Source organism: Acinetobacter sp. IK40 (assembly GCF_035615075.1).
Classification (GTDB): Bacteria; Pseudomonadota; Gammaproteobacteria; order Pseudomonadales; family Moraxellaceae; genus Acinetobacter; species Acinetobacter courvalinii.
Window position 1 is genome coordinate 544337 of sequence record NZ_JANBOE010000001.1, and the last position, 20550, is coordinate 564886.

Here is a 20550-nt window from a genome sequence, read left to right on the forward strand (position 1 = left end):
AGATCAGGGTGTTTTTTTAAGGAACGTTTATCCCAAACTGACGTAAGATTTTACACAACTGAATCATCGGCAAGCCCATCAAGGTGGTTTGATCATCACCCACCATTCTTTCAAATAAGCTAATGCCCAAGCTTTCACATTTAAAACTACCGGCACAATGCAAGGGCTGGTCAATCTCAATATAGCGCTCAATTTCTGCCAAGGTCAGCTGACGAAATTTGACTTGGTAATGTTCGACCCGTGTCGTTTCAAAGCCAGACTGTACATGTTGAACACTGAGCGCAGTGCTGAAAAATACAGTTTGACCCGAGTTGGCCTGTAATTGCTGAATGGCATTTTTAACACTCAGCGGCTTGCCAATAAAATCATAGGGGGCGTATTCACGCCAAGCGACCTGATCGGAACCAATCACAATCGCATCTGGATGTTGCGCAGCAATTACAGCTGCTTTCTCAAAAGCGAGACGTTTAGCCAAATCGTCGGCATGTAATTCACCTGTTGCAGATTCATCAATATCAGGCGAGATACTGCGATAATCCAGCCTTAAACGATCCATGAGGTCTTTACGGGTCTGGCTGCCGGACGCCAGAATCAGTTCATATTGACGCATTACACTGCATATTCCACAAGAATATTGAGCGGTACATAGTGTAGTACCGCGTTGTGGCATGCATTCAGTTTGATCGGCGGTGCATGCCCAGCCTGATAGGCTTCAACCCAGCGCGTTACACAGATACACCAGAAGTCACCCGGTTTAAGACCTGGGAAGCCGACTTCAGGTAAGGGGGTGATCAGGTCATTGCCGACTTTTTGTGAGAAATTCAGAAATTCAGAGGTCATTTGCGCGCACATGGTATGTTGGCCTGAATCGGTGACCGCGGTGTGACAAAAACCATTACGGAAATATCCGGTTAAGGGATCATAACAACAGCTGGCTAAAGGTTCGCCAAGCACATTTAAACGATTAATTTTAGGATCTGGATGAATAGACATAATAATAATAAAGATCGAGTGACGTTGATTATCATAATCAAAAGTGACGGCTTCGGCAGCTTTTCTGCAAAAAAACTCACCTTTATTTCAGAGAATCATTTAAAATTGTGCCGTTTTTAAAATCAACTAGAGAGCCATCCATGAATTTTCAGCGCATGACTGATCTTGATTTAGCAGGTAAACGTGTCCTTATTCGTGAAGACTTAAACGTTCCTGTAAAAAATGGGGAAATTACCAGTGATGCACGTTTACGTGCGGCATTGCCGACTATTAAAGCTGCTTTAGAGAAAGGCGCGGCAGTGATGGTATTTTCTCATTTGGGTCGTCCTGTAGAAGGTGAGCCAAAACCAGAACAATCACTTGCGCCAGTTGCTGCTTATTTAAGTAAAGCTTTGGGTCAAGACGTTAAATTATTTACAGACTATCTAGATGGTGTGGACGTTGCAGCAGGTCAGGTGGTATTACTTGAAAACGTGCGTTTCAACCACGGTGAAAAGAAGAATAACGAAGAACTGGCAAAAAAATATGCAGCGCTTTGTGATGTATTCGTCATGGATGCATTTGGTACAGCGCACCGTGCAGAAGCATCAACAGAAGGTGCAGCACGTTTTGCACCAATCGCAGCGGCAGGTCCTTTACTGGCTGCTGAGTTAGATGCGCTTGGTCGTGCCATGCAAACCCCAGAAAAACCAATGGTGGCGATTGTTGCCGGTTCTAAAGTATCAACCAAGCTTGATGTATTAAATTCATTGTCTACCATCTGCGATCAATTGATTGTTGGCGGCGGTATTGCCAATACCTTCCTTGCAGCAGCAGGTTATAACGTGGGCAAATCACTTTACGAAGCTGACCTGGTTGAAACGGCAAAACAAATTGCTGCAAAAGTCAGTGTACCATTGCCAACGGATGTTGTGGTTGCAGATGCCAGTCAGATCAACTTTGAAGACTTCCTGGGTTCATTGGCAAGCGCGCAAGCTGTTGTGAAAAATGTTGCAGATGTGACTGACACCGATATGATTCTGGATGTTGGTCCTGAAACGGCTAAAGCATTTGCAGAAATCCTGAAATCTTCAAAAACCATTCTTTGGAATGGCCCAGTGGGCGTATTTGAAGTGGATCAATTCGGTGAAGGGACCAAAGCACTTTCTTTGGCGATTGCTGAATCTGCTGGTTTCTCGATTGCAGGTGGTGGTGACACATTGGCTGCGATTGATAAATATGAAGTTGCTGACCAAATTGGTTATATCTCAACCGGTGGCGGTGCTTTCCTTGAGTTCGTAGAAGGCAAGACTTTACCGGCGGTTGCGGTTCTACTTGAACGTGCTTAATCAAGACGTAGCGCTTTGATTAAATAAAGAAATAAAAAAGAGTCGATTTAAATCGGCTCTTTTTACTTTTGTATAACAGGGTCGTCATTAAAGTGTCATATATCTGAAATATGCTTGTCACAAGTTAATCAAGTTACTGTGGAAAGACGTGATGAAATTTAAATTGACCCTTGCCGCGCTAATCATTGCTCCAATCATGCTGACTGCATGTGCAAAGAAAGATGAATCGAAAAATGCTGAACAGCAAGATCAGGCAGCTTCTGCTGTATCTACTCAATCGACACAGACCACTCCCGAACAACAAGCTGCAATTGATGCCATTGATAAGCCCAATCTAGATGAACATAATAGCAATGTTGCAGAGCATGGGGCGGCTTCGGAAGTTGCTGCGAGCCAAGCTCACTAAGCCATAAATAAAATAAAAGCCGATGTAGAAACATCGGCTTTTTTGTATTTAGGCGTTGGCCTTGCAATAGAAGGTGAGAGTGGTCTGATAATCATCATCTTTGGCTAAAGAGGCATTTTTACCGGTAATGGTGCCAATCACACCTGCGGCGGCTTCAACCATCTTGCCGGTTTGCTCATCCACCACACCTTTGAGTACGCCTTGATAGGCGGTTTTTTCATCTACAACAACAGGTGAGGTATTGCGGTTACAGGTTTTTTGAGCAGCACTAATCGCATTATTTTTGGCGATCAGGTTGGTTTTACCAATGCCCGTCACTTCAAACTGATTATTTTCTTTTTGAATGGCCAAGGTATTGGTCGGTGTAGATGCACATGCCGTCAGACCCAATGCTAGGCCACCAAGTAAACTCATGATGAAGGTTTTTTTCATTGCTTGTTCTCAAGTGATTACATAATCATATTATTTGAACATATAATTTATGGGTGCTTTGGCAGGTTATGTACAGTTTATGCAGAGACTCTGTTAATTTTGTCAAATGAATGATGAGCTTAGTAATCATGAGGTTTTCCATTTATTGACAAAAAAGCAATATAACCCATCCTTACAAGCAGGAATTAGGCATAGTGGAATTGATTCAGATTATGCTAATCTAGCGCCATCCTTGTGTTAGTTAGATTCATTTCAATGACGGACTCAAATATAGAGACAATTCATCAAAATATTCATCAACGTCAATCTATTGGGCAACTCATTGAGCCTGCACCGAATACAGAACAACTTGAAAAAGCAGTGCAAGCTGCGCTGACTGCCCCAGATCATCATCGTTTAAAACCGACCCGTTTTGTCATCGTTACTGCTGAGCAACGCGCTGCTTTTGGTGAGCATCTGGCTAAAGCCTTGGCAGACCTCGGAGAAACAGATCCTGCCCAGCTCGATCGGGTCAAGCAGCATCCGTTCCGTGCACCGTTGCTGGTTCTGGCTTTAACGACGCTTCAGGATCATCCCAAAGTACCGCACTTTGAACAGATCCTGAGCACGGGCGCAGCGATTCAGAACTTCTTGTTATCTTTACAGGCCCAAGGGTTTGCCAGCATGTGGCGTTCAGGTGCCGTCGTTGAGTCAAACTGGTTAAAACAGCAGTTGGGTTTAAAAGAGCAAGATTTAATTTCAGGAATTATTTATATTGGCACTGCGGCAAAGGCGATTGCACCACGTGCAGAAATAAACAGTCAGGATTTTGTCAAGGTGTGGCAAGCAAACTAAGCTCGGTTTGTAATGATGAAAGAAAGAAAACAGGTTTCAGGATAAAAAATGACAGAGTTAAAATTTAGCGATTTAGTTGAACCGGTGGCTGTAGATCAAAAAACAGCATTAAGAATTACAGTATTGGGTGGTGGTAGTTTTGGTACAGCCATGGCTAACCTGGCCGTGCGTAATGGCTGCGATACCATGATCTGGATTCGTGATGCTGCCGTCGCAGAAGAAATTAACCAGACTCACGTCAATAAACGCTATTTACCTGATTTTACTTTGGAAGCCGGATTGCGTGCAGTCGCTGATCTGGAGCTTGCAGTACGTGACCGTGACATTATTCTGGTGGCGATTCCGAGCCATTCATTTCGTGATGTGTTAAAGCAGATTGCACCGTTTATTACTTCTCAGGCTGTAGTTTCATTGACCAAAGGGATTGAGGCCAAAACCTTCAGTTTCATGAGCGATATTATTCGCACAGAATTGCCGGAAGTACCCTACGGTGTGTTATCGGGTCCCAACCTTGCCAAAGAAATCATGGCAGGTATGCCATCAGGTACGGTGATTGCCAGTGATTCTGAACTGGTTCGCTATGCCGTTCAGCATGCCTTACACAGTGCTTTATTCCGTGTGTTTGGTAGCGATGATGTGCATGGTGTGGAATTGGGCGGTGCATTGAAAAATATCTATGCCGTGGCGATGGGGATGGGGGATGCCTACAAGATTGGTGAAAATACCAAGAGTATGATCCTGACCCGTGCCTTGGCTGAGATGAGTCGTTTTGCGGTCAAGCAGGGTGCCAATCCTTTAACATTCTTGGGATTGTCGGGTGTCGGTGATTTATTCGCAACCTGTAATAGTCCATTAAGCCGTAATTATCAGATTGGCTTTGCGCTGGGTTCAGGTAAAACACTGGATCAGGCAAGCAAAGAATTGGGGCAGACCGCTGAAGGGATTAATACCATTGTTCAGGTGCGTACCAAAGCACAAGAACTGGATGTATATATGCCGATTACCAATGCGCTATATGAAGTGATTTTTGAAGGCGCACCACCCATGAATATTGCATTGTCGTTAATGAAAAATGGTCATCGTAGTGATGTAGAGTTTGTTTTACCTCATCATGAAGTCTAAGCAAAATCATGAGATGTATCAAAAAACTGTCATCTATTCGCGTTATGATACCGCTATAAAAAATAAGGTCGTTTTATGCAGTTAACTTTAGTTCGTCACGGTGAAGCGTCTCCAGCCATTAATGGAAACGATATGCAACGCCCCTTAACCCAGCGTGGTCATCAGCAGGCTGAGCAAACCGGGCAGTTTTTAAAAGATGTAATTCAGCCAGACATCTTTGTGGTGAGCCCTTTGTTGCGTGCCCAGGAAACTTTGGCCCATATCAAGGCACATTTTCACGGTATTCCCGTATTGATTTGCGATAAAATCAAACCGGATGATGATGCCAAAGATGCGATTGAATGGTTGTCAAAATTACCGTATGAGTCAATTGCAGTGGTCTGTCATATGAATGTGGTAGCGCATATTGCTGAACAGTTGACCCATGAGAACTTTAATCCATTTGCATTGGCAGAAGCCCGTATTTATGATCAAGCTGTGATCGCGAATGGACTATCGACACAAAACAACCGTTTTACGCCAACATTATAATTTTTATATATCCGCGTTAGGATAAGGGTACTGAACACCGATGCTGTATTTATGGATGCCCGAAACCAATGGAACATGGTATTGGTCGGCTGGGGAAAACTGGTTGCAGGCAGACAGTCTTGAGCAACTGATTCAAGACTTGCAGGCGCATAGCGGAAAAGAGACCGTGGTTTATTTTCCAAGCCGTCATGCGCAGATGTTGCAACAGGCGATGACCAAGGTACATTACAAGCAACTGGGTCAAGAAGGGATTAAATATCTTCTGGAAGAGTTTGTAAGCTTGCCGATTGACCAGATGAAAGTGGTCCATCATTTTCAGCAGGATCAGGTCAGTATTCTGGGGGTAGCACAGTCAACTATTGAAACCTGGCAACATGCACTTAGTCTGTTACCTGTCCAGATCAGTGCCTTCTTGCCTGACTTTTTGATTTTGCCTGAACCCGCACAGCATGAAGTGGTGCTGGTCAATCTCTATGATCAATTATTGGTCAGGGAAAATGCATGGTTGGGGAACTCGGTGGATGATCTGGGTTTATTTCTTGAGTTCCAGCCAGCTGAAACGCAGTTTAAGTTTGCCAATTTAAATGCTGCCCAGATGGACAGTCTGGCAACGGCATCCAGCAAAGACCAGCGCACGGAATTCAGTTATCAATTTCAGCCGCTGTTAAAAGCAAAACAGCATCCGTTTAATGTTTTGCCGAAGTCAAAACATGCCGAAACCCAATGGTCGGGTTATTGGAAAGCTGCAGCGGCAGTACTGTTGGCTGTGATCGTGGTGCAACTAGGCTATGATGCCTTACGCTGGTCGAAACTGAAAAAAGTCGCGGATCAGACCGCTGCTCAAGCCATTGACCAGTATAAATACTGGTTCGGCGAAAATATCAGGGTCACTGAACAAAATATCAAGAGCCAGTTTGAAAGCCAGTTACGGATGAGTCAGCTGGGCGATACTCAGGCACTTTCATTGTTGAGTCGTGTCGGGCCTATCCTGATGCAAAAACAGATTGTGGCCCAGCAAGTCAGCTATGAGGCTTCAACACTGGCCATGTCACTCAAGGCAAAATCGGCAGAAGATCTGCAAGGGCTGACCCAGCAATTAAATCAACAAGGTTTTCAGGCTGAGTTAGGTAATGTGCAGGCGGACAGTGTCGGCGCAATCGGGGTGGTAAAAGTAAAATAATGAAAGCACTAACACGTTTACAAAACAGCTTCGACCAGAAAATTGAAGCGCTTAATGACTATCTGCAAGGTTTATCTGTACGTGAGCGCGTGATGGTTATTTTTACGACCATCTTTGTGATCGTGACTATTATTGGTTTTTCCTTGTGGAAAATGCACGCTTTGGCCGATCAACAGCAAAAACGTTTAAATGAACTCAAGGATCTGACCGTCTGGATGCAGAGTAATGCTGCTACCATGAAGCCTGCTAATGATCTTGCACTGTCCGCTGCAGACAAGATTCAGCGTACTGCCCAGCAGCAGGGCCTGGCTGTCTCCTCCCAGCAAAATGGAGAACAGATTCAACTGGTGGCAGAACATCAGAACTATGCTGTTTTAGCTAACTTTTTAATGCAGTTGTCACAAATGGGCATTAGCATTCAAAAAATGGAGATGGTATCAAACAACAATCAGATTAAATTGACTGCAACAGTGCAATAACATCAGGGTTTTGGATTTTTTACACAGTATGAGGGCTCAGCCTGAATGCGTAGCCTTTTTGTAATACATGGTCTTTCTTAACGGGCGACACTGGAACTCAATCATAAACCGTAAACAAAGTCAGCGAAGGTCGGTTGTATGAGGAATACTACTGCATAGCTTCCTGTCTAGAGCAGTCCGGCGTATTTTTTTCAGAATATAAATAGGTTGTTGGGACTAAAGCAAAAAATCAGCAAACTGGCTTATAAAGTTTGCCAACGGGGTCTCCTTATCTACATTTGAAGTCTCGTTTGAATGGTTTTGTTGAAGTCAGGCAATATATGGCTGAAATGTCACCAGACCTTAAAAAATAACCCTATGTCAGGCATGGCGTTTTGATACGCCTATGCCTATAATATGCCTACTTGAAAAAACAGTAGACTGTGATTGGTATGTTATATTCATTGGCTCGCCCTTTGTTGTTTACTTTAGCGCCAGAGCGTGCACATGAACTTACACTTTCAATGCTGGATAAAGCCCATAAAATTGGCTTCATGCATCAGAAAGTAGCAGCAAAACCTGTGACATGTATGGGCATTGAATTCCCGAATCCTGTAGGTCTTGCCGCTGGTTTGGATAAAAATGGTGCGCATATTGATGCTTTAGCAGCTTTAGGCTTCGGTTTTATCGAAATTGGAACCATTACCCCACGTCCACAAGCAGGTAATCCTCAACCGCGTTTATTCCGTATTCCTCAGGCAAAAGCCATTATTAACCGTATGGGTTTTAATAATGACGGCGTGGATAAACTGATTGAGAATGTCAAGGCAGCAAAATTTAAAGGTGTGCTAGGTATTAACATTGGTAAAAATGCCGATACGCCAGTTGAAGATGCGGTTTCTGATTATCTGATCTGTCTCGAAAAAGTTTATAATTACGCTTCCTATGTTACGGTGAATATCTCATCGCCAAATACCAAAAACTTACGTAGCTTACAAAGTGGTGACGCACTGACAGAGTTGTTACAAACATTAAAAGATCGACAACTAGAGCTGGCAAAACAATATAATCATTATGTTCCTCTGGTGCTTAAAGTTGCACCTGATCTCACTGCAGAAGATATTGATTTTATTGCAGCACAATTATTGCAATTCAAGATTGATGGTCTCATCGTGACCAATACCACGCTGGGCCGTGAAGGTGTCGAAAACCTGGAAAACGGTAATGAAGCGGGTGGTTTGTCTGGTGCGCCTGTATTTGAGAAAAGTACCGAATGTTTGCGTCAGTTTGCGAAAGTACTTGCGGGCCAGATTCCTTTGATTGGTGTTGGCGGTATTCTGGCAGGCGAACATGCGGTTGCGAAACAACAGGCAGGAGCGAGCCTCGTTCAGGTCTATAGCGGACTGATTTATACCGGTCCGACCCTGATTAAAGATTGTGTTAATGCGATGACATTGTGAAATGAACACGCTTGATATCATTATTCTGGTCATCTTGCTCATTGGAGGGCTGAACGGTTTGCGCCAAGGATTTATTAAAGCCTTTGCCAACTTGATCGGATGGATATTTGCATTGATCATTGGAGCAAAATACGCTGTGTTATTGGCCCCTGCGATGAGCAGTCTGAGCCAAGACCCGGTTGTGCAAAAAATTGCAGCTTTTGCTTTTATCGTATTGATCATCGTGGTGTGTACCTGGATTGTTTCGGCATTACTCAACGGGCTCTTGAAAAGTTTAAAACTGGGCCCATTAAATCGTTTAGCAGGGGGCGCTTTTGGTTCGCTCAAAGGCCTTTTGATTGTGCTGATCACTATGCAGGGGCTTGGACCATGGGTTGAAAGCTCACCGCACTGGAAACAGTCTAAATTTGTACAAATTTTATTACCTTACGCACCTTTGGCAACTGAAATGTCCAAAGATGCGGCAAATCAAGCCTTACATCAAATGACATCCGAAGGTGCGCTATTACATCGCCCTTCACCAGAAATGGACGAATCGGAACGTGCATCAGTCACTGAGCGTTCTGATCATTCGACGAAAAATCCTTTTTATTAATCGCTAGCTTGTCGCGAGGTTGCTATGTGTGGAGTTGTTGGGATAGCCGGTAAATCACCAGTGAACCAAATGTTATTTGATGCCTTAACGATGCTGCAACATCGAGGACAGGATGCCGCAGGGATCGTAACCTGCCACCAAGGGCGTTTATTTCTCCGCAAAGATAACGGTATGGTACGCGATGTATTTCATACCCGTCACATGCGTGCATTGCTTGGCAACTACGGGATTGGACATGTGCGTTACCCAACCGCAGGTTCATCCAGCAGTGCTGAAGCACAGCCGTTTTATGTAAACTCTCCTTACGGGATTACCCTTGCACACAATGGTAACCTGACCAATGCCGCAGAAATTCATGATGACCTGTTTAAAACAGATTTACGTCATATGAATACGGATTCCGATTCAGAAGTCCTGCTCAACGTATTTGCGCATGAACTGCAAAAGCTTCGCACTTTAAATCCAACTCCGGACGATATTTTCCACACCGTTTCTCGCGTACATGAGCGTTGTAAAGGTGCTTATGGCGTGGTTGCCATGATCACAGGCCACGGTCTGGTCGGCTTCCGTGACCCGAATGGTATCCGTCCGCTGGTCTACGGTTCTCGCGAAACTGAGCAAGGCACTGAATATATTATCGCTTCTGAGTCAGTTGCGATTACCGCACTCGGTTTTAAAGTTGAGCGTGATATTGCGCCAGGTGAAGCGATTTTCATTGATGAAAATGGTCAGTTGTTTAGCAAGCAATGTGCTGCAAACCCAGAATATCGTCCATGTATTTTCGAATACGTGTATTTTGCGCGACCAGATGCCACGATCGACGGGATTTCCGTGTATAAAGCCCGCTTGAAAATGGGTGAGAAGCTGGCGTACAAGATTTTGAAAGAATGGGGTGAGCAGCACGATATTGATGTGGTGATTCCAATTCCGGATACCAGCCGTACTTCCGCTTTAGAGTTGGCCAATATTTTAGGGGTGAAATTCCGTGAAGGGTTTATGAAAAACCGCTATATCGGACGTACCTTCATTATGCCAGGTCAGCAACAGCGTAAAAAATCGGTTCGTCAAAAACTGAATCCGGTCGAGCTTGAGTTTAAAGACAAGAATGTACTTCTGGTTGATGACTCGATTGTGCGTGGCACCACCTGTAACGAAATTATCCAGATGGCACGTGATTCGGGTGCGAAGAAAGTATTCTTTGCTTCAGCCGCGCCAATGGTGAAATATCCAAACGTCTATGGTATTGATATGCCAGCCAAGGCTGAACTGATTGCATCAGGACGTACCGTGGAAGAAATCCGTGAAAATATTGGTGCAGACCGTCTGGTTTTCCAGGATCTGGAAGATTTGAAAAATGCCGTGCGTACCAGTAAAGTGCCAGATCTGACTGAATTTGATTGTTCAGTCTTTGATGGTATTTATGTCGCAGGTGGTATTGACAAGGCTTACCTTGATAAACTTGAGCAAAAACGTAGCGACTCTGCCAAAAATAAACTGGATAGCTATATCGATGTGAATATTGATGCCGCTTCGGTAGATTTAACCGGTATCAAAGAAATGTAAACCTTTTGGTCCATAGAAAAGCGGGAATTTCCCGCTTTTTTATTTTATGATAGCGGATACGGAAGTCCTTAATAGAAACAATGTAATCAGGAAAATTTACATTGAGAGAAATGAGCCATTACTTAATCGAAAATAAGAATATTGCATGGTCAATGAGCTTTTGTTGGCTGGCGATGTTATTGACCGTTTTTATTCTTAATCTAATTTTAGGTTTGGTGGTTCATTTTTTTGATTATACCCAGCCCATCTGGTGGCATGCGCTGAGTCCCTATTTTATTTTATTGCTGATTTGTGTGCTGTTCTGGTCGGTCGGCGCAGAATTATATGTACTCCGTGAAGGTGGGCATTCACTTGCCAAGCAATTAAAAGCCAGACGTCTGGTATTTGATGAAAGTACACCGGAAGAAAGTACGGCATTAAAAATTGTGGAGCAAGTTGCCAAAAGTTTTTCCATCGATCCTCCTGCTGTCTATGTATTACCGGATGAAGTCGGGGTAAATGCCTTAACCGCAGGCTTCAGATCACAGGATATTGTAATTATCCTGACCTGGGGGGCTTTGCAAAACCTGGATGAGTTGGAACTGTATGGCTTGCTCAGTTATGAGTTTAACCAGATTCTATCCGGAGAAGCCGTCGAAAATACCAAGCTAAAATTGTTATACAGTGGCTTAACCACATTTAGCCAATGGGGCAGTAAGCTGGCTCAAGCGGGCTATAGTCCCTATGCAACCTCGTATCGCAATAAGTTTGAAACCATCTTTGTCGCGATAGGGGGCGTGATCTGGCTGATTGGTAGTTTAGGTATTTTGATTACTCGTGCAATTAAATACCTTACCTTGAGTGGGCGAACTTTTCGCAATGATCTCAAGACCATGCGATTGATGAATAATAATGCCAATATTCAAACCTTATTGCGGATTTACGTGCATCATTCCGGTTCGCAAATTCATAGCGCCTATTCTGAATCCATTTCACATATGTGTTTTGCCAACTCATTGAGCCCGCAAAGCTGGATGAATATTCATCCCAGCATTAAAGATCGCATCTATGAATTGAACCCGACCTTATTGCAAGATTTACAGTTGGAAAATCTCAGAAAACTGCGTAATCGTCCTTTGTTTAGCCTGTTTCGTTCGCTGGAAGAAGAAACCACCGACATTACCACGCCGTGGAGCTCACCGCAGCCTTTGCCGCTGTTGCGTTTGTCGCCAATTAGCTTTGCCTTGAACGATGCGATTAAGCCGCTTAACCCAGAGATACGTAAAAACAAGAAACGCCCTGAATTGATTCAGCGCGCCATGCAAACCGCAACGGGTTCGCGTGAGGTGATGGTGGCGATTTTGATGATCCGTCAATATCGTGAATTTATTCCACAGGATGCACCGGTCAGCCATGCCATCGTCGATGCCTTACTGAATCTGGATGGACGTATCCATGTGCAGATTTTCCATGATGCCTGCAAGAATATTGGGCACATGCCAGCCAGTATCGCCCGTCAATTTCTTACCAAGCTGGCCTGTATTATTCAGGAAGATGGGGAAGTGGGCTTGCTGGATGCTTTGTTGCTGGAACGCGTCAAACATGAACTGAATTTAATGCCGGCCCATCTACCTGCGGCTTTTGAAGATGTGAAATCCCAGATTGTGCATTTGATTGATGCCTTGCTGCATGTTCAGCAAATTAACAGTCCAAATCAGCTTGAGGTGCGGGAACGTATCTTGCAATTGTTGTTGACTGAAGACGAAATGCAAACCTATGCCGATATTTCGGATGAGCCACTGGATCTGGCGGAAATCCTGAATGATGTGTCAGGCTTGTTATTGCGCGATCGCCTCAATATTTTGTCGATTGCAGAAAGATGTCTGTGGAACGACCGGATTATTACCCAGGATGAGCTGGATGTTTTAGAGCTTTTATATTGGCGTCTGGGTTTTGATACACACGAAGTGGTTGAGCAAATGCAAAAGAAAAATAGTCTGATGATTATTTAAGGGACATTCGCTTGCACGTGTTTTTTTGATAAAAACGTTACGTGACAAACACATAAAATGCTGCCATTTCAAGGTAAGCTTGCCATTTATTTTTATTCTTGTATTACCTGCTTTTGAGTAATTTATGGAACATATTGAAATTTTAAAAGCCTTGTTTTTAGGCTTTATTGAGGGTTTAACCGAATTCCTGCCCATTTCAAGTACCGGTCATTTGATTTTATTTGGTCATATGATCGACTTTCATTCCGATGATGGTCGGGTGTTTGAGGTGGTGATTCAACTGGGTGCAATTCTGGCGGTGTGCTGGTTATATCGACAAAAGATTTTTGACCTGATCAAAGGTTTTTTTAGTGGCGATGCAGAAGCACGGCATTTTGCTTTTAGCGTTTTACTGGCATTTATTCCAGCGGTGGTGATCGGGGTATTTGCAGTCGATTTTATTAAGAGTGTCCTGTTTAGTCCGCTGGTGGTTGCAGTCGCTTTAATAGTCGGTGGTCTGATCATTTTCTGGGTGGAGTCGATTAAATTTGAGCATAAAACCACGGATGCAACCAAGATTACCTATAAGCAAGCGTTTCTTGTGGGCTGTGCACAATGTGTGGCCATGATTCCGGGAACTTCGCGTTCAGGCGCGACCATTGTTGGGGGGATGTTCTCAGGCTTGTCTCGTAAAGCCGCAACCGAATTTTCATTCTTTCTGGCGATGCCGACCATGTTGGGCGCAGCAGTATTTGACCTGGCACGTAATGCGGATGTATTGACGCAAGACAATATGCTGAATATTGCGGTAGGTTTTGTCGCGGCCTTTATCTCGGCACTATTTGTGGTTAGCGCCCTGGTAAAATTTGTTGAACGTCATACCTTACGTGTGTTTGCTTGGTACCGTATTGTACTCGGTATTATTTTACTGTTTGTTTTCCTATAAATAATAAAAAAACTCTTCCTTTTGGCACATGCTAAAAGGAAGATTCTCAGTTAAGATTTCAATCTCTTATATCTCATCTTTCATATTTCCAGATCGGTTCGACTGCAACATGACAATAGCTAAAATGAATGCGCGTGATTTAATAATAGATTTACTGCTGGGCTTACAAGGCGGTGCAATTTCAATTAAGCAGATTATTGTGGCGGCCAGACTATTTGATATTAGTGAGAACAGCATTCGCGTCGCAGTGACCCGCTTGTCCAGTGATGGCGTGATTGAAGCAATTGAGCGCGGTATCTATCAGTTTACGGTGCAGTCGCATGAATGGGCTGATGTCATGCTAAACCGTAAACAAGGCATTAAACAGACCAAGAACTGGAATCATCAATATCTGGCAGTATTAACCGGAGCGTTAGGGCGTGTTGACCGTACCGCTTTAAATCGGCGTGAAAGAGCACTCAAGCATTTTGGTTTTAAAGAGCTGGAACAGGGAATTTATATCCGTCCGGATAATCTGGCTATTGGTTTTGATGCGCTTTTTTCCGAACTGAAGTCTTCGGGACTGGAAGAGTCTGCCAAGATCTGTCAAATCAATCATTTTGATGCGACAACTTTAGCGAATTTGCCAAAACTTTGGGCAACCGAGACCTTAAACCAGAATTATGAAAAATATGCCCAGATGATTCAGCAGTGGTTAGCGACTGTATCGCAACTCTCCTTAGAGGATGCTGCTCGAGAGTCTTTATTGCTTGGGCGACAGACCATTTCTTTATTGATGAATGATCCTTTATTGCCAGAAGATTTTGTAGATGTGCAACTGCGCAAGCAATTCGCTGCAAGTGTACAACAGCTGGATCAGACTGGACTGGACGCATGGCGCAAATTTTATGAAAGCCATGTCGAGTAAACTCTGATTACAAATATTACATCTATTTTAATTTTAATTTATTGACAGAAATATTACTAAGTTTAGAATAAAAATATAAATTGTGTAGTTTTATAAAAATAGACAGCTCCAGGCAGGGTAAACAGATGAATACACGTGTTGCAATTAGTGACTTATTCAGTAGAGAGGAAATTACTGAACTCACAGCAAAATCAGATTTGCATGGCAGTTGGGCGGTGTTCTCGACCTGGGCCGTGATTGGCGGGACTTTTGCTGCCGTAGCCAGTTCATGGCAATATTTGCCCGCTTGGGGTAAATTACTGATGTGCATAGCAGCACTGGTCATTTTGGCAGGACGTCAGCTGGCCTTGGCGATTATCATGCATGATGCCTCACATCAGAGCCTGTTTAAAACCAAATGGCTGAATGACACATTCACTGACTGGTTATGCGCGCGTCCGATCTGGAATGATTTACATAAATACCGTGCCCATCACATGCGTCATCACAGCAAAACCTCGACAGTAGATGATCCCGATCTATCACTGGTCGCGGGTTTTCCCACCTCTAAGAAATCATTGATGCGCAAATTTATGCGTGACTTAACCGGAGTGACCGGATTTAAGTTTGCGGTCGGTCGTGTGCTGATGGATATTGAGAAAATGGAGTGGACAGTTTCCAATGACCGTCGCTGGATTTCTCAGGAAGGCAAACACTGGACTGATTATCCTAAAGCCTTTTTAAAGAATAGTGGTGGGGCAATTGCCACCAATGCCGCGCTATTTTCAGCGCTATGGGCGGCAGGTCATCCTAAACTTTATGCATTGTGGGTGGTGGCATATTTAACCCCATTTCCTTTATTTCTCAGAGTCCGTTCAATGGCAGAGCATGCTGGCATGGAGACCAGTCACAGTGCCTTAACCAATACCCGGACCACCAAAGCGGGCTTTCTGGCACGCGCCTTGGTTGCTCCGATCAATGTGAACTATCATAAAGAACATCATTTGATGGCAGCGGTCCCTTATTTTAAATTGCCAAAAGTGCATCAAATGCTACGTGAACGTGGACATGTGGCTGAACCGCCAAGCTATTGGCAGGTATTAAATCAGCTTTCCAGTCAGACAGATTAAATGAGCGTGACAAGCAGGGATCAAACAACAGAAGCAAGGGAAGAACGCATGGCAGCAACAAAAGACCAAATCATGGGATTTCTGGCACAAGAATTTCCGCAAGCACTAATGAAAAGTAGCATTGAAGAAATTACACCCAGAGGAGCACAGCTGCTTTATCGTGTTGATACAGGTGATTTACGGCCAGGTCAGACGGTTTCTGGGCCGACCTTAATGCTGGTCGCGGATTACGTGCTGTACATTGCCATTTTGGGACATTTAGGTCTGGTTGCGATGGCGGTGACCACCAATATGACCATTAACTTTTTTCGTAAACCAAATGGCAATCGCGATATTCGAGCTGTTTGTAAGTTGATAAAAGTGGGTAAAACCTTGGTTACGGGCGAAGTCTGGTTATATTCACTGGATGATGAAGAACCTGTGGCCCATGTGATTGGCACTTATGCGCTACCACAAAAATCATCTGACTGAATATCTAGAACGGGTCAATGATTCAGCTGATCTGCAGGATCTACTCGGTTTTTATTGACGGCAAATCACTTAAAAAAATAAAACATGTCATAGGATCATGCGGCTCAATCAGGTGTGATCAATAGATAACCAATCTGATTCGGGAAGAACGGAATGATCATTAAAAACGGTTTGATGGCTTTGGCATTGCTAGGATGTGCAGTCGCTACACAGGCCAAGCAAACAGTGTGTGTATTCGATCCTGTGGGTAAATCGGGCGATGCTTTTGCATTGGCAAAGGATTATGCGCTTGAAGCCAAGAAATGGGGGGCTGATATCGATTTACGTGCCTATGTCGATGAGCGTGTGGCTGCAGAAGATCTGAAGGTCGGGCAATGCGATGGAGCGATTATCAGTGGCTTACGTGGCCGACAGTTCAATAAATATGTCGGTTCTCTAGATGCGATTGGTGCACTGACCGATTTAAAAACGGCAATTTTAGCCTATCAAATCTTGTCCAAGCCACAAGCTGCAAAAAGCATGATCAATGGACCTTATGAAATTGCCGGGCTTGGTACCATTGGGCCTGCTTATCTGTTTGTTTCTGACCGTAGTATCAATACCCTAGCCAAGGCTGCCGGAAAGAAGGTCGGGGTATTTGCCTATGATGAGGCACAGCCGAAGCTGGTGGCTCAGGTCGGTGCCCAAGCAGTTTCGGTTGATGTGACCAATGCCGGTGCCAAATTCAATAATCACCAGATTGATATCGTGCCTGCACCGATTGTGGCCTATAAGCCTTTTGAACTTTATAAAGGTTTAGGCGATAAAGGCGGCATCGTAAAATTCCCGCTCACGCAAATCTCGGCAAATTTTATTATTCGCAAGGATAAGTTTCCGGCAGGTTTTGGACAAAAGTCACGTGAATGGGTGGCAGGTCAATTGGGCCGTACCTTTAATATAATCGCCAAATATGAAAAGGAAATCCCAGCCAGATACTGGATGAATATTTCCCCTGAAGAGCAGGTGAATTATATGAAAATGATGCGTGAGGCACGTATTTCCCTGACCAAGGCCGGGATTTATGATCCGAAAATGATGAACTTCTTGAAGAAGGTCCGTTGCAAGCAAAATCCAAATAGTTTTGAATGTGCACTGAATGATGAATAAATCATGAATTAGGCTCGGCATAATCCTCTTTATTGTTTGTAATTTAGAGGGTTTTTGCTTTTTAATCAGGCCATATATTTTAAAAAACATAACAACAATGCTGTAGGCGAAACTGCCAGAACATGCTACAACTAAAGCTGTCCAAATTTATTTGTACCCACGATTTTTAACTTATATGACGATACCGCCCGACTTGATACCTTTATCGCAAATTGAGTCAAATCAAGAACATATTTTAGCGATCAAGCGTAATGATTTAGTACCTTTATTAAACGATCCACATCGTTTAAATCATTATGCAGATCATTTGGTACAAGCCCAGAGTGTTTTGCTCAATGGTGTTGATCCTAAACTGAATCAGCAATTGAGCGAAGTGATTAGCCAGATTATTCAGCAGCTTTCGCTTTCAAAAAAATATCTGGGTGGACGTCGCTTCAATGCATTGCAAAAATGGTTGGGGATTGATGTCGAATATGATGCGGGTCAAGTCAAATATCTCAAAGATTTAGATCGTCTGATTCAGGAAGCCAATCACCTGAGTCAGCGCTTGCAGATAGAAATCCAGAAATCGCAGTCACGTCTGCAACAGGCATTGGGTTTGCGTGAGCAGATGGCAGCCTATATTCAGGCCGCGGATGAGTTTTTAAAAGAATATCCTCAATTTAGCAAGCAGCAAGTGCTGGACCATTTTGTCGAGCGCCTGTCAAAAAAAGTGAATACGCTACAAACCTTACAGAGCAGCAATGATATTGCGATGAAGCAGATGCAATTGTCCCAGCATTTGTCGTTTAGTCTGTTAGACCGTTTTAAGGAAGCGCAACAGGTGTTAATTCCTGCATGGCAATATCATTTGAAGCAAAGTCGTGAGTCCGGGTCATCGTCGACCATTGAGCAACTGGACAAGAGCCGAGAAAACCTGATTCAAAATTTGAAAAAATCATTACAGAAATAAGAGGGGAATACCATGTCAGATTCAGAACTTAGCAAAGTATCTCATGAACTTGAACTCAAAACTGAGCAACGTTTCGAGCAGCTTAACCTGAAAGAGCTGGGTTTACAGCCGCACGACCTTGCCGAGGTGATGGATGCGCATAAAGAGCTGGCAGAGATGAGTCCGACTGTTGTGGCTGAATATGGCAAAAATATTGCCAACAAGACCTCAACCTATACGGATGAATTGCTGAGTCTGGTGCAGAATAAAGATCTGGATAACACCGGGCAAAAACTCAATGAAGTGGTGCAGGTCGCCCAGCAGCTGAATACGTCTAGCATTTTGAATAAATCAAAAAGCTCGGGTTTTTTAGGTGGCCTACTCAGCAAGTTTAAAAGCGCCAAACAAAATTTTGATCAGCATTTTAATACCACCAAAGAACAGATCGATGTTTTGGTTAAGGAAATTGAAAGCTCGCAATCTGGCTTGAAGGCACGGGTTGGTACGCTCGATAAAATGTTTGATGCCGTACAGGATGAATACAAGCAGCTAGGTGTGTATATCGCAGCAGGTCAGTTGAAGCAACAGGATATCCAGCAGCAGATTTCGGCTTTGACTGCTCAAGAGCAGGACCAGCAGACCACACAGCAGATTTATGATCTGAATCACTTAGCCAATAATCTGGAAAAACGGGTCAGTGATTTACAGGTGTTACAACAGTCTGCGATGCAAACATTGCCCATGATCCGCATTATCCAGTCGAATAACCTAATGCTGGTCGATAAATTCTATGCGATTAAAAACATCACTTTACCAGCTTGGAAAAACCAGATTAGTCTGGCAATTTCATTGCAGGAGCAAAAGAATAGCGTACAGCTTGCCAAAGCCATTGATGACACCACCAATGAGTTATTACGCCGTAATGCAGAGTTACTTCATCAAAACTCGGTTGATACGGCTAAAGCCAATCAGCGTTCAGTGATTGATGTGGAAACCCTTGAACATGTCCAAAACACCCTCATTAAAACAGTAAATGATGTGATTCAGATCCAGAAAGAAGGCATGCAGAAACGTGCGGAAGCCACGACACGGTTACGGGCCTTACAGGATAGTCTGAATCATCTGGTGCTGGAGAATAGCCAGCCACCTCAATCTTGATACGATTAATTTTTTGAAGGAAAGATCATTGTCACCGATAGACGATTTTAGTGTACAGCCGCTTGGCCAGCGTTTAGATGTGTTAAAAAAACGTCAGCGTCATTTAATGATCTGGTTTTTTCTAAGTAGTACTCTGGCGCTTGTTACCATTGCATCGCTATTTTTTCAAAAAGAATTGATCTATCGTTTCTTCGATCTTTCCATGCATGTTCAGGTACTCGATTTGCCTTATCATGTCCAGGAGCTTGTTCCTTTCAAGCAACCTGTCGATTATTTATTTAATTTACTGTCATGGGTCGGCTGGCTGTTCCTGAAAATCCTGGTTTCATTTGTTGGGGCATTTTTTCTGGTCAGCTGGGCAAAAAAACTCAAGTTTTTTCAGCAGCGTTTTCAGGCTTGGACGCAACGCTTTCTGGCATGGATCATTGCATTTATCTTACTCTGGTCTGGTTTAAGCTACATTCAGTATGACTGGAAAGATGAAACCCAACAGGCTTATCAGCAGTGGATGAGTTATCAAAATAATATTGTAGAAAGCCAGATTGCTCAGGATTTGCAGCAAGCCGAAATTTCTTCGACTGAAAAAGCGTATGTGCTGGCCCAAGTGGCCTTATTGCATCAGCCCGCCGATCGTAAGACCGCCAATGTCTATATGAATCAGCTGATTGATGCAGAAAAGAATGATCCGCTTTTGTTTAAGAAATACGATTTCAAGCCTGAGCAGTTGTGGGTCATGCAACAGCAACTTTACGGTAAAAGCATCACTGCACTTACACAACCGCTGGATTTACGGGCCCAGCAAGCCGAGCGTATTTCTCAGATTGTGAATGTGATCTTGTGCGGAGTCATTATTCTGGTTTTGGCTTTAACTGCCATTTTATACATGCTCGCCAAGCATTTAAAAAATCGTCGCAATCGGATCAGTCAAAAGCTTGAGTATTAATCTGTTTTTATGTTCAGAACGCCTGACAGCGTACCGCACCGCGTTAACCTTCGTCGTTGCCGTAGTA

Annotated in this window: 22 protein-coding genes; 19 read left to right on the forward strand and 3 right to left on the reverse strand. The window is 43.7% G+C overall.

The window, feature by feature from the left end:
* Positions 1 to 16: 16 nt before the first annotated feature.
* Entirely contained in the window at positions 17 to 610 is a 594-nt protein-coding gene (locus tag MSG93_RS02670) for a Maf family protein (protein WP_324620427.1), read from the reverse strand.
* Positions 610 to 993 carry a DUF2237 family protein gene (locus MSG93_RS02675; protein ID WP_005229802.1) on the reverse strand — a complete coding sequence of 128 codons (384 nt, stop codon included), beginning with the start codon at positions 991 to 993 and terminating at the stop codon, positions 610 to 612. The genes MSG93_RS02670 and MSG93_RS02675 overlap by 1 nt, the downstream gene beginning before the upstream one ends.
* Positions 994 to 1133: 140 nt before the next feature.
* Here MSG93_RS02675 and MSG93_RS02680 point away from each other — a divergent pair, with 140 nt between their 5' ends.
* Together MSG93_RS02680 and MSG93_RS02685 are read left to right on the forward strand one after the other, a co-directional pair.
* Positions 1134 to 2321, forward strand: a complete 1188-nt coding sequence (locus tag MSG93_RS02680; protein ID WP_005229804.1) for a phosphoglycerate kinase — start codon at positions 1134 to 1136, stop codon at positions 2319 to 2321.
* 151 nt (positions 2322 to 2472) lie between these two features.
* On the forward strand, positions 2473 to 2727 hold the full coding sequence (locus tag MSG93_RS02685) for a hypothetical protein (RefSeq protein WP_324620430.1): 255 nt from the start codon (positions 2473 to 2475) through the stop codon (positions 2725 to 2727).
* Between the two features lie 48 nt (positions 2728 to 2775).
* Here MSG93_RS02685 and MSG93_RS02690 read toward each other — a convergent pair whose 3' ends face one another.
* A complete protein-coding gene (locus tag MSG93_RS02690; RefSeq protein ID WP_005229807.1) occupies positions 2776 to 3159 on the reverse strand; it encodes a hypothetical protein in 384 nt (127 codons plus the stop codon).
* 255 nt (positions 3160 to 3414) lie between these two features.
* On the opposite strand from MSG93_RS02690, the gene MSG93_RS02695 reads away from it, so the two are divergent.
* From MSG93_RS02695 to MSG93_RS02775, 17 genes are all read left to right on the forward strand, one after another.
* The gene (locus MSG93_RS02695; RefSeq protein WP_199950343.1) at positions 3415 to 3993 is read left to right on the forward strand and encodes a nitroreductase family protein; all 579 of its coding nucleotides are present in this window, start codon (positions 3415 to 3417) and stop codon (positions 3991 to 3993) included.
* A gap of 48 nt (positions 3994 to 4041) precedes the next feature.
* Positions 4042 to 5115, forward strand: coding sequence for an NAD(P)H-dependent glycerol-3-phosphate dehydrogenase (locus MSG93_RS02700; protein ID WP_005229812.1), 1074 nt, complete (start codon positions 4042 to 4044; stop codon positions 5113 to 5115).
* Between the two features lie 75 nt (positions 5116 to 5190).
* Positions 5191 to 5646: a phosphohistidine phosphatase SixA gene (gene sixA / locus MSG93_RS02705; RefSeq protein ID WP_005229814.1), complete on the forward strand. Its 456-nt coding sequence runs from the start codon at positions 5191 to 5193 to the stop codon at positions 5644 to 5646.
* Between the two features lie 40 nt (positions 5647 to 5686).
* Positions 5687 to 6826, forward strand: coding sequence for a type II secretion system protein GspL (gene gspL / locus MSG93_RS02710; protein WP_005229816.1), 1140 nt, complete (start codon positions 5687 to 5689; stop codon positions 6824 to 6826).
* Positions 6826 to 7305, forward strand: a complete 480-nt coding sequence (gspM, locus tag MSG93_RS02715) for a type II secretion system protein GspM (RefSeq protein WP_324620436.1) — start codon at positions 6826 to 6828, stop codon at positions 7303 to 7305. Before gspL ends, gspM begins: the two co-directional genes overlap by 1 nt.
* 431 nt (positions 7306 to 7736) lie before the next feature.
* The gene (locus MSG93_RS02720; RefSeq protein ID WP_262754390.1) at positions 7737 to 8744 is read left to right on the forward strand and encodes a quinone-dependent dihydroorotate dehydrogenase; all 1008 of its coding nucleotides are present in this window, start codon (positions 7737 to 7739) and stop codon (positions 8742 to 8744) included.
* 1 nt (position 8745) lies between these two features.
* The gene (locus MSG93_RS02725) at positions 8746 to 9339 is read left to right on the forward strand and encodes a CvpA family protein (RefSeq protein ID WP_005229822.1); all 594 of its coding nucleotides are present in this window, start codon (positions 8746 to 8748) and stop codon (positions 9337 to 9339) included.
* Positions 9340 to 9363: 24 nt separating this feature from the next.
* Entirely contained in the window at positions 9364 to 10902 is a 1539-nt protein-coding gene (gene purF, locus MSG93_RS02730) for an amidophosphoribosyltransferase (RefSeq protein WP_324620440.1), read from the forward strand.
* A gap of 101 nt (positions 10903 to 11003) precedes the next feature.
* Positions 11004 to 12893, forward strand: a complete 1890-nt coding sequence (locus MSG93_RS02735) for a M48 family metalloprotease (protein WP_165569296.1) — start codon at positions 11004 to 11006, stop codon at positions 12891 to 12893.
* Positions 12894 to 13017: 124 nt separating this feature from the next.
* Complete coding sequence (locus MSG93_RS02740) at positions 13018 to 13818, forward strand: undecaprenyl-diphosphate phosphatase (RefSeq protein ID WP_032867200.1); 801 nt, start codon at positions 13018 to 13020, stop codon at positions 13816 to 13818.
* A gap of 109 nt (positions 13819 to 13927) precedes the next feature.
* A complete protein-coding gene (locus MSG93_RS02745; RefSeq protein WP_324620444.1) occupies positions 13928 to 14725 on the forward strand; it encodes a PaaX family transcriptional regulator in 798 nt (265 codons plus the stop codon).
* Positions 14726 to 14850: 125 nt separating this feature from the next.
* Complete coding sequence (locus MSG93_RS02750) at positions 14851 to 15834, forward strand: fatty acid desaturase family protein (protein WP_262474952.1); 984 nt, start codon at positions 14851 to 14853, stop codon at positions 15832 to 15834.
* Between the two features lie 48 nt (positions 15835 to 15882).
* Positions 15883 to 16305, forward strand: coding sequence for a PaaI family thioesterase (locus MSG93_RS02755; protein ID WP_005285065.1), 423 nt, complete (start codon positions 15883 to 15885; stop codon positions 16303 to 16305).
* Between the two features lie 174 nt (positions 16306 to 16479).
* Entirely contained in the window at positions 16480 to 17451 is a 972-nt protein-coding gene (locus MSG93_RS02760; protein WP_227614394.1) for a putative solute-binding protein, read from the forward strand.
* 175 nt (positions 17452 to 17626) lie between these two features.
* Positions 17627 to 18403: a tellurium resistance protein gene (locus MSG93_RS02765; RefSeq protein WP_324620449.1), complete on the forward strand. Its 777-nt coding sequence runs from the start codon at positions 17627 to 17629 to the stop codon at positions 18401 to 18403.
* Between the two features lie 12 nt (positions 18404 to 18415).
* Positions 18416 to 19540, forward strand: coding sequence for a toxic anion resistance protein (locus tag MSG93_RS02770; protein WP_005285074.1), 1125 nt, complete (start codon positions 18416 to 18418; stop codon positions 19538 to 19540).
* 28 nt (positions 19541 to 19568) lie between these two features.
* Entirely contained in the window at positions 19569 to 20483 is a 915-nt protein-coding gene (locus MSG93_RS02775) for a hypothetical protein (RefSeq protein ID WP_324620452.1), read from the forward strand.
* Positions 20484 to 20550: the final 67 nt, after the last annotated feature.

Bases quoted from the DNA above. Each gene is read 5' to 3' on its own strand.
- MSG93_RS02690 (WP_005229807.1), bottom strand. From the start codon at position 3,159: ATGAAAAAAACCTTCATCATGAGTTTACTTGGTGGCCTAGCATTGGGT.
- MSG93_RS02720 (WP_262754390.1), top strand. From the start codon at position 7,737: ATGTTATATTCATTGGCTCGCCCTTTGTTGTTTACTTTAGCGCCAGAG.
- gspM (WP_324620436.1), top strand. From the start codon at position 6,826: ATGAAAGCACTAACACGTTTACAAAACAGCTTCGACCAGAAAATTGAA.
- MSG93_RS02760 (WP_227614394.1), top strand. From the start codon at position 16,480: ATGGCTTTGGCATTGCTAGGATGTGCAGTCGCTACACAGGCCAAGCAA.
- MSG93_RS02745 (WP_324620444.1), top strand. From the start codon at position 13,928: ATGACAATAGCTAAAATGAATGCGCGTGATTTAATAATAGATTTACTG.
- MSG93_RS02740 (WP_032867200.1), top strand. From the start codon at position 13,018: ATGGAACATATTGAAATTTTAAAAGCCTTGTTTTTAGGCTTTATTGAG.
- MSG93_RS02755 (WP_005285065.1), top strand. From the start codon at position 15,883: ATGGCAGCAACAAAAGACCAAATCATGGGATTTCTGGCACAAGAATTT.
- sixA (WP_005229814.1), top strand. From the start codon at position 5,191: ATGCAGTTAACTTTAGTTCGTCACGGTGAAGCGTCTCCAGCCATTAAT.
- purF (WP_324620440.1), top strand. From the start codon at position 9,364: ATGTGTGGAGTTGTTGGGATAGCCGGTAAATCACCAGTGAACCAAATG.
- MSG93_RS02765 (WP_324620449.1), top strand. From the start codon at position 17,627: ATGACGATACCGCCCGACTTGATACCTTTATCGCAAATTGAGTCAAAT.
- gspL (WP_005229816.1), top strand. From the start codon at position 5,687: ATGCTGTATTTATGGATGCCCGAAACCAATGGAACATGGTATTGGTCG.
- MSG93_RS02670 (WP_324620427.1), bottom strand. From the start codon at position 610: ATGCGTCAATATGAACTGATTCTGGCGTCCGGCAGCCAGACCCGTAAA.
- MSG93_RS02725 (WP_005229822.1), top strand. From the start codon at position 8,746: ATGAACACGCTTGATATCATTATTCTGGTCATCTTGCTCATTGGAGGG.
- MSG93_RS02750 (WP_262474952.1), top strand. From the start codon at position 14,851: ATGAATACACGTGTTGCAATTAGTGACTTATTCAGTAGAGAGGAAATT.
- MSG93_RS02685 (WP_324620430.1), top strand. From the start codon at position 2,473: ATGAAATTTAAATTGACCCTTGCCGCGCTAATCATTGCTCCAATCATG.
- MSG93_RS02675 (WP_005229802.1), bottom strand. From the start codon at position 993: ATGTCTATTCATCCAGATCCTAAAATTAATCGTTTAAATGTGCTTGGC.
- MSG93_RS02700 (WP_005229812.1), top strand. From the start codon at position 4,042: ATGACAGAGTTAAAATTTAGCGATTTAGTTGAACCGGTGGCTGTAGAT.
- MSG93_RS02680 (WP_005229804.1), top strand. From the start codon at position 1,134: ATGAATTTTCAGCGCATGACTGATCTTGATTTAGCAGGTAAACGTGTC.
- MSG93_RS02695 (WP_199950343.1), top strand. From the start codon at position 3,415: ATGACGGACTCAAATATAGAGACAATTCATCAAAATATTCATCAACGT.
- MSG93_RS02770 (WP_005285074.1), top strand. From the start codon at position 18,416: ATGTCAGATTCAGAACTTAGCAAAGTATCTCATGAACTTGAACTCAAA.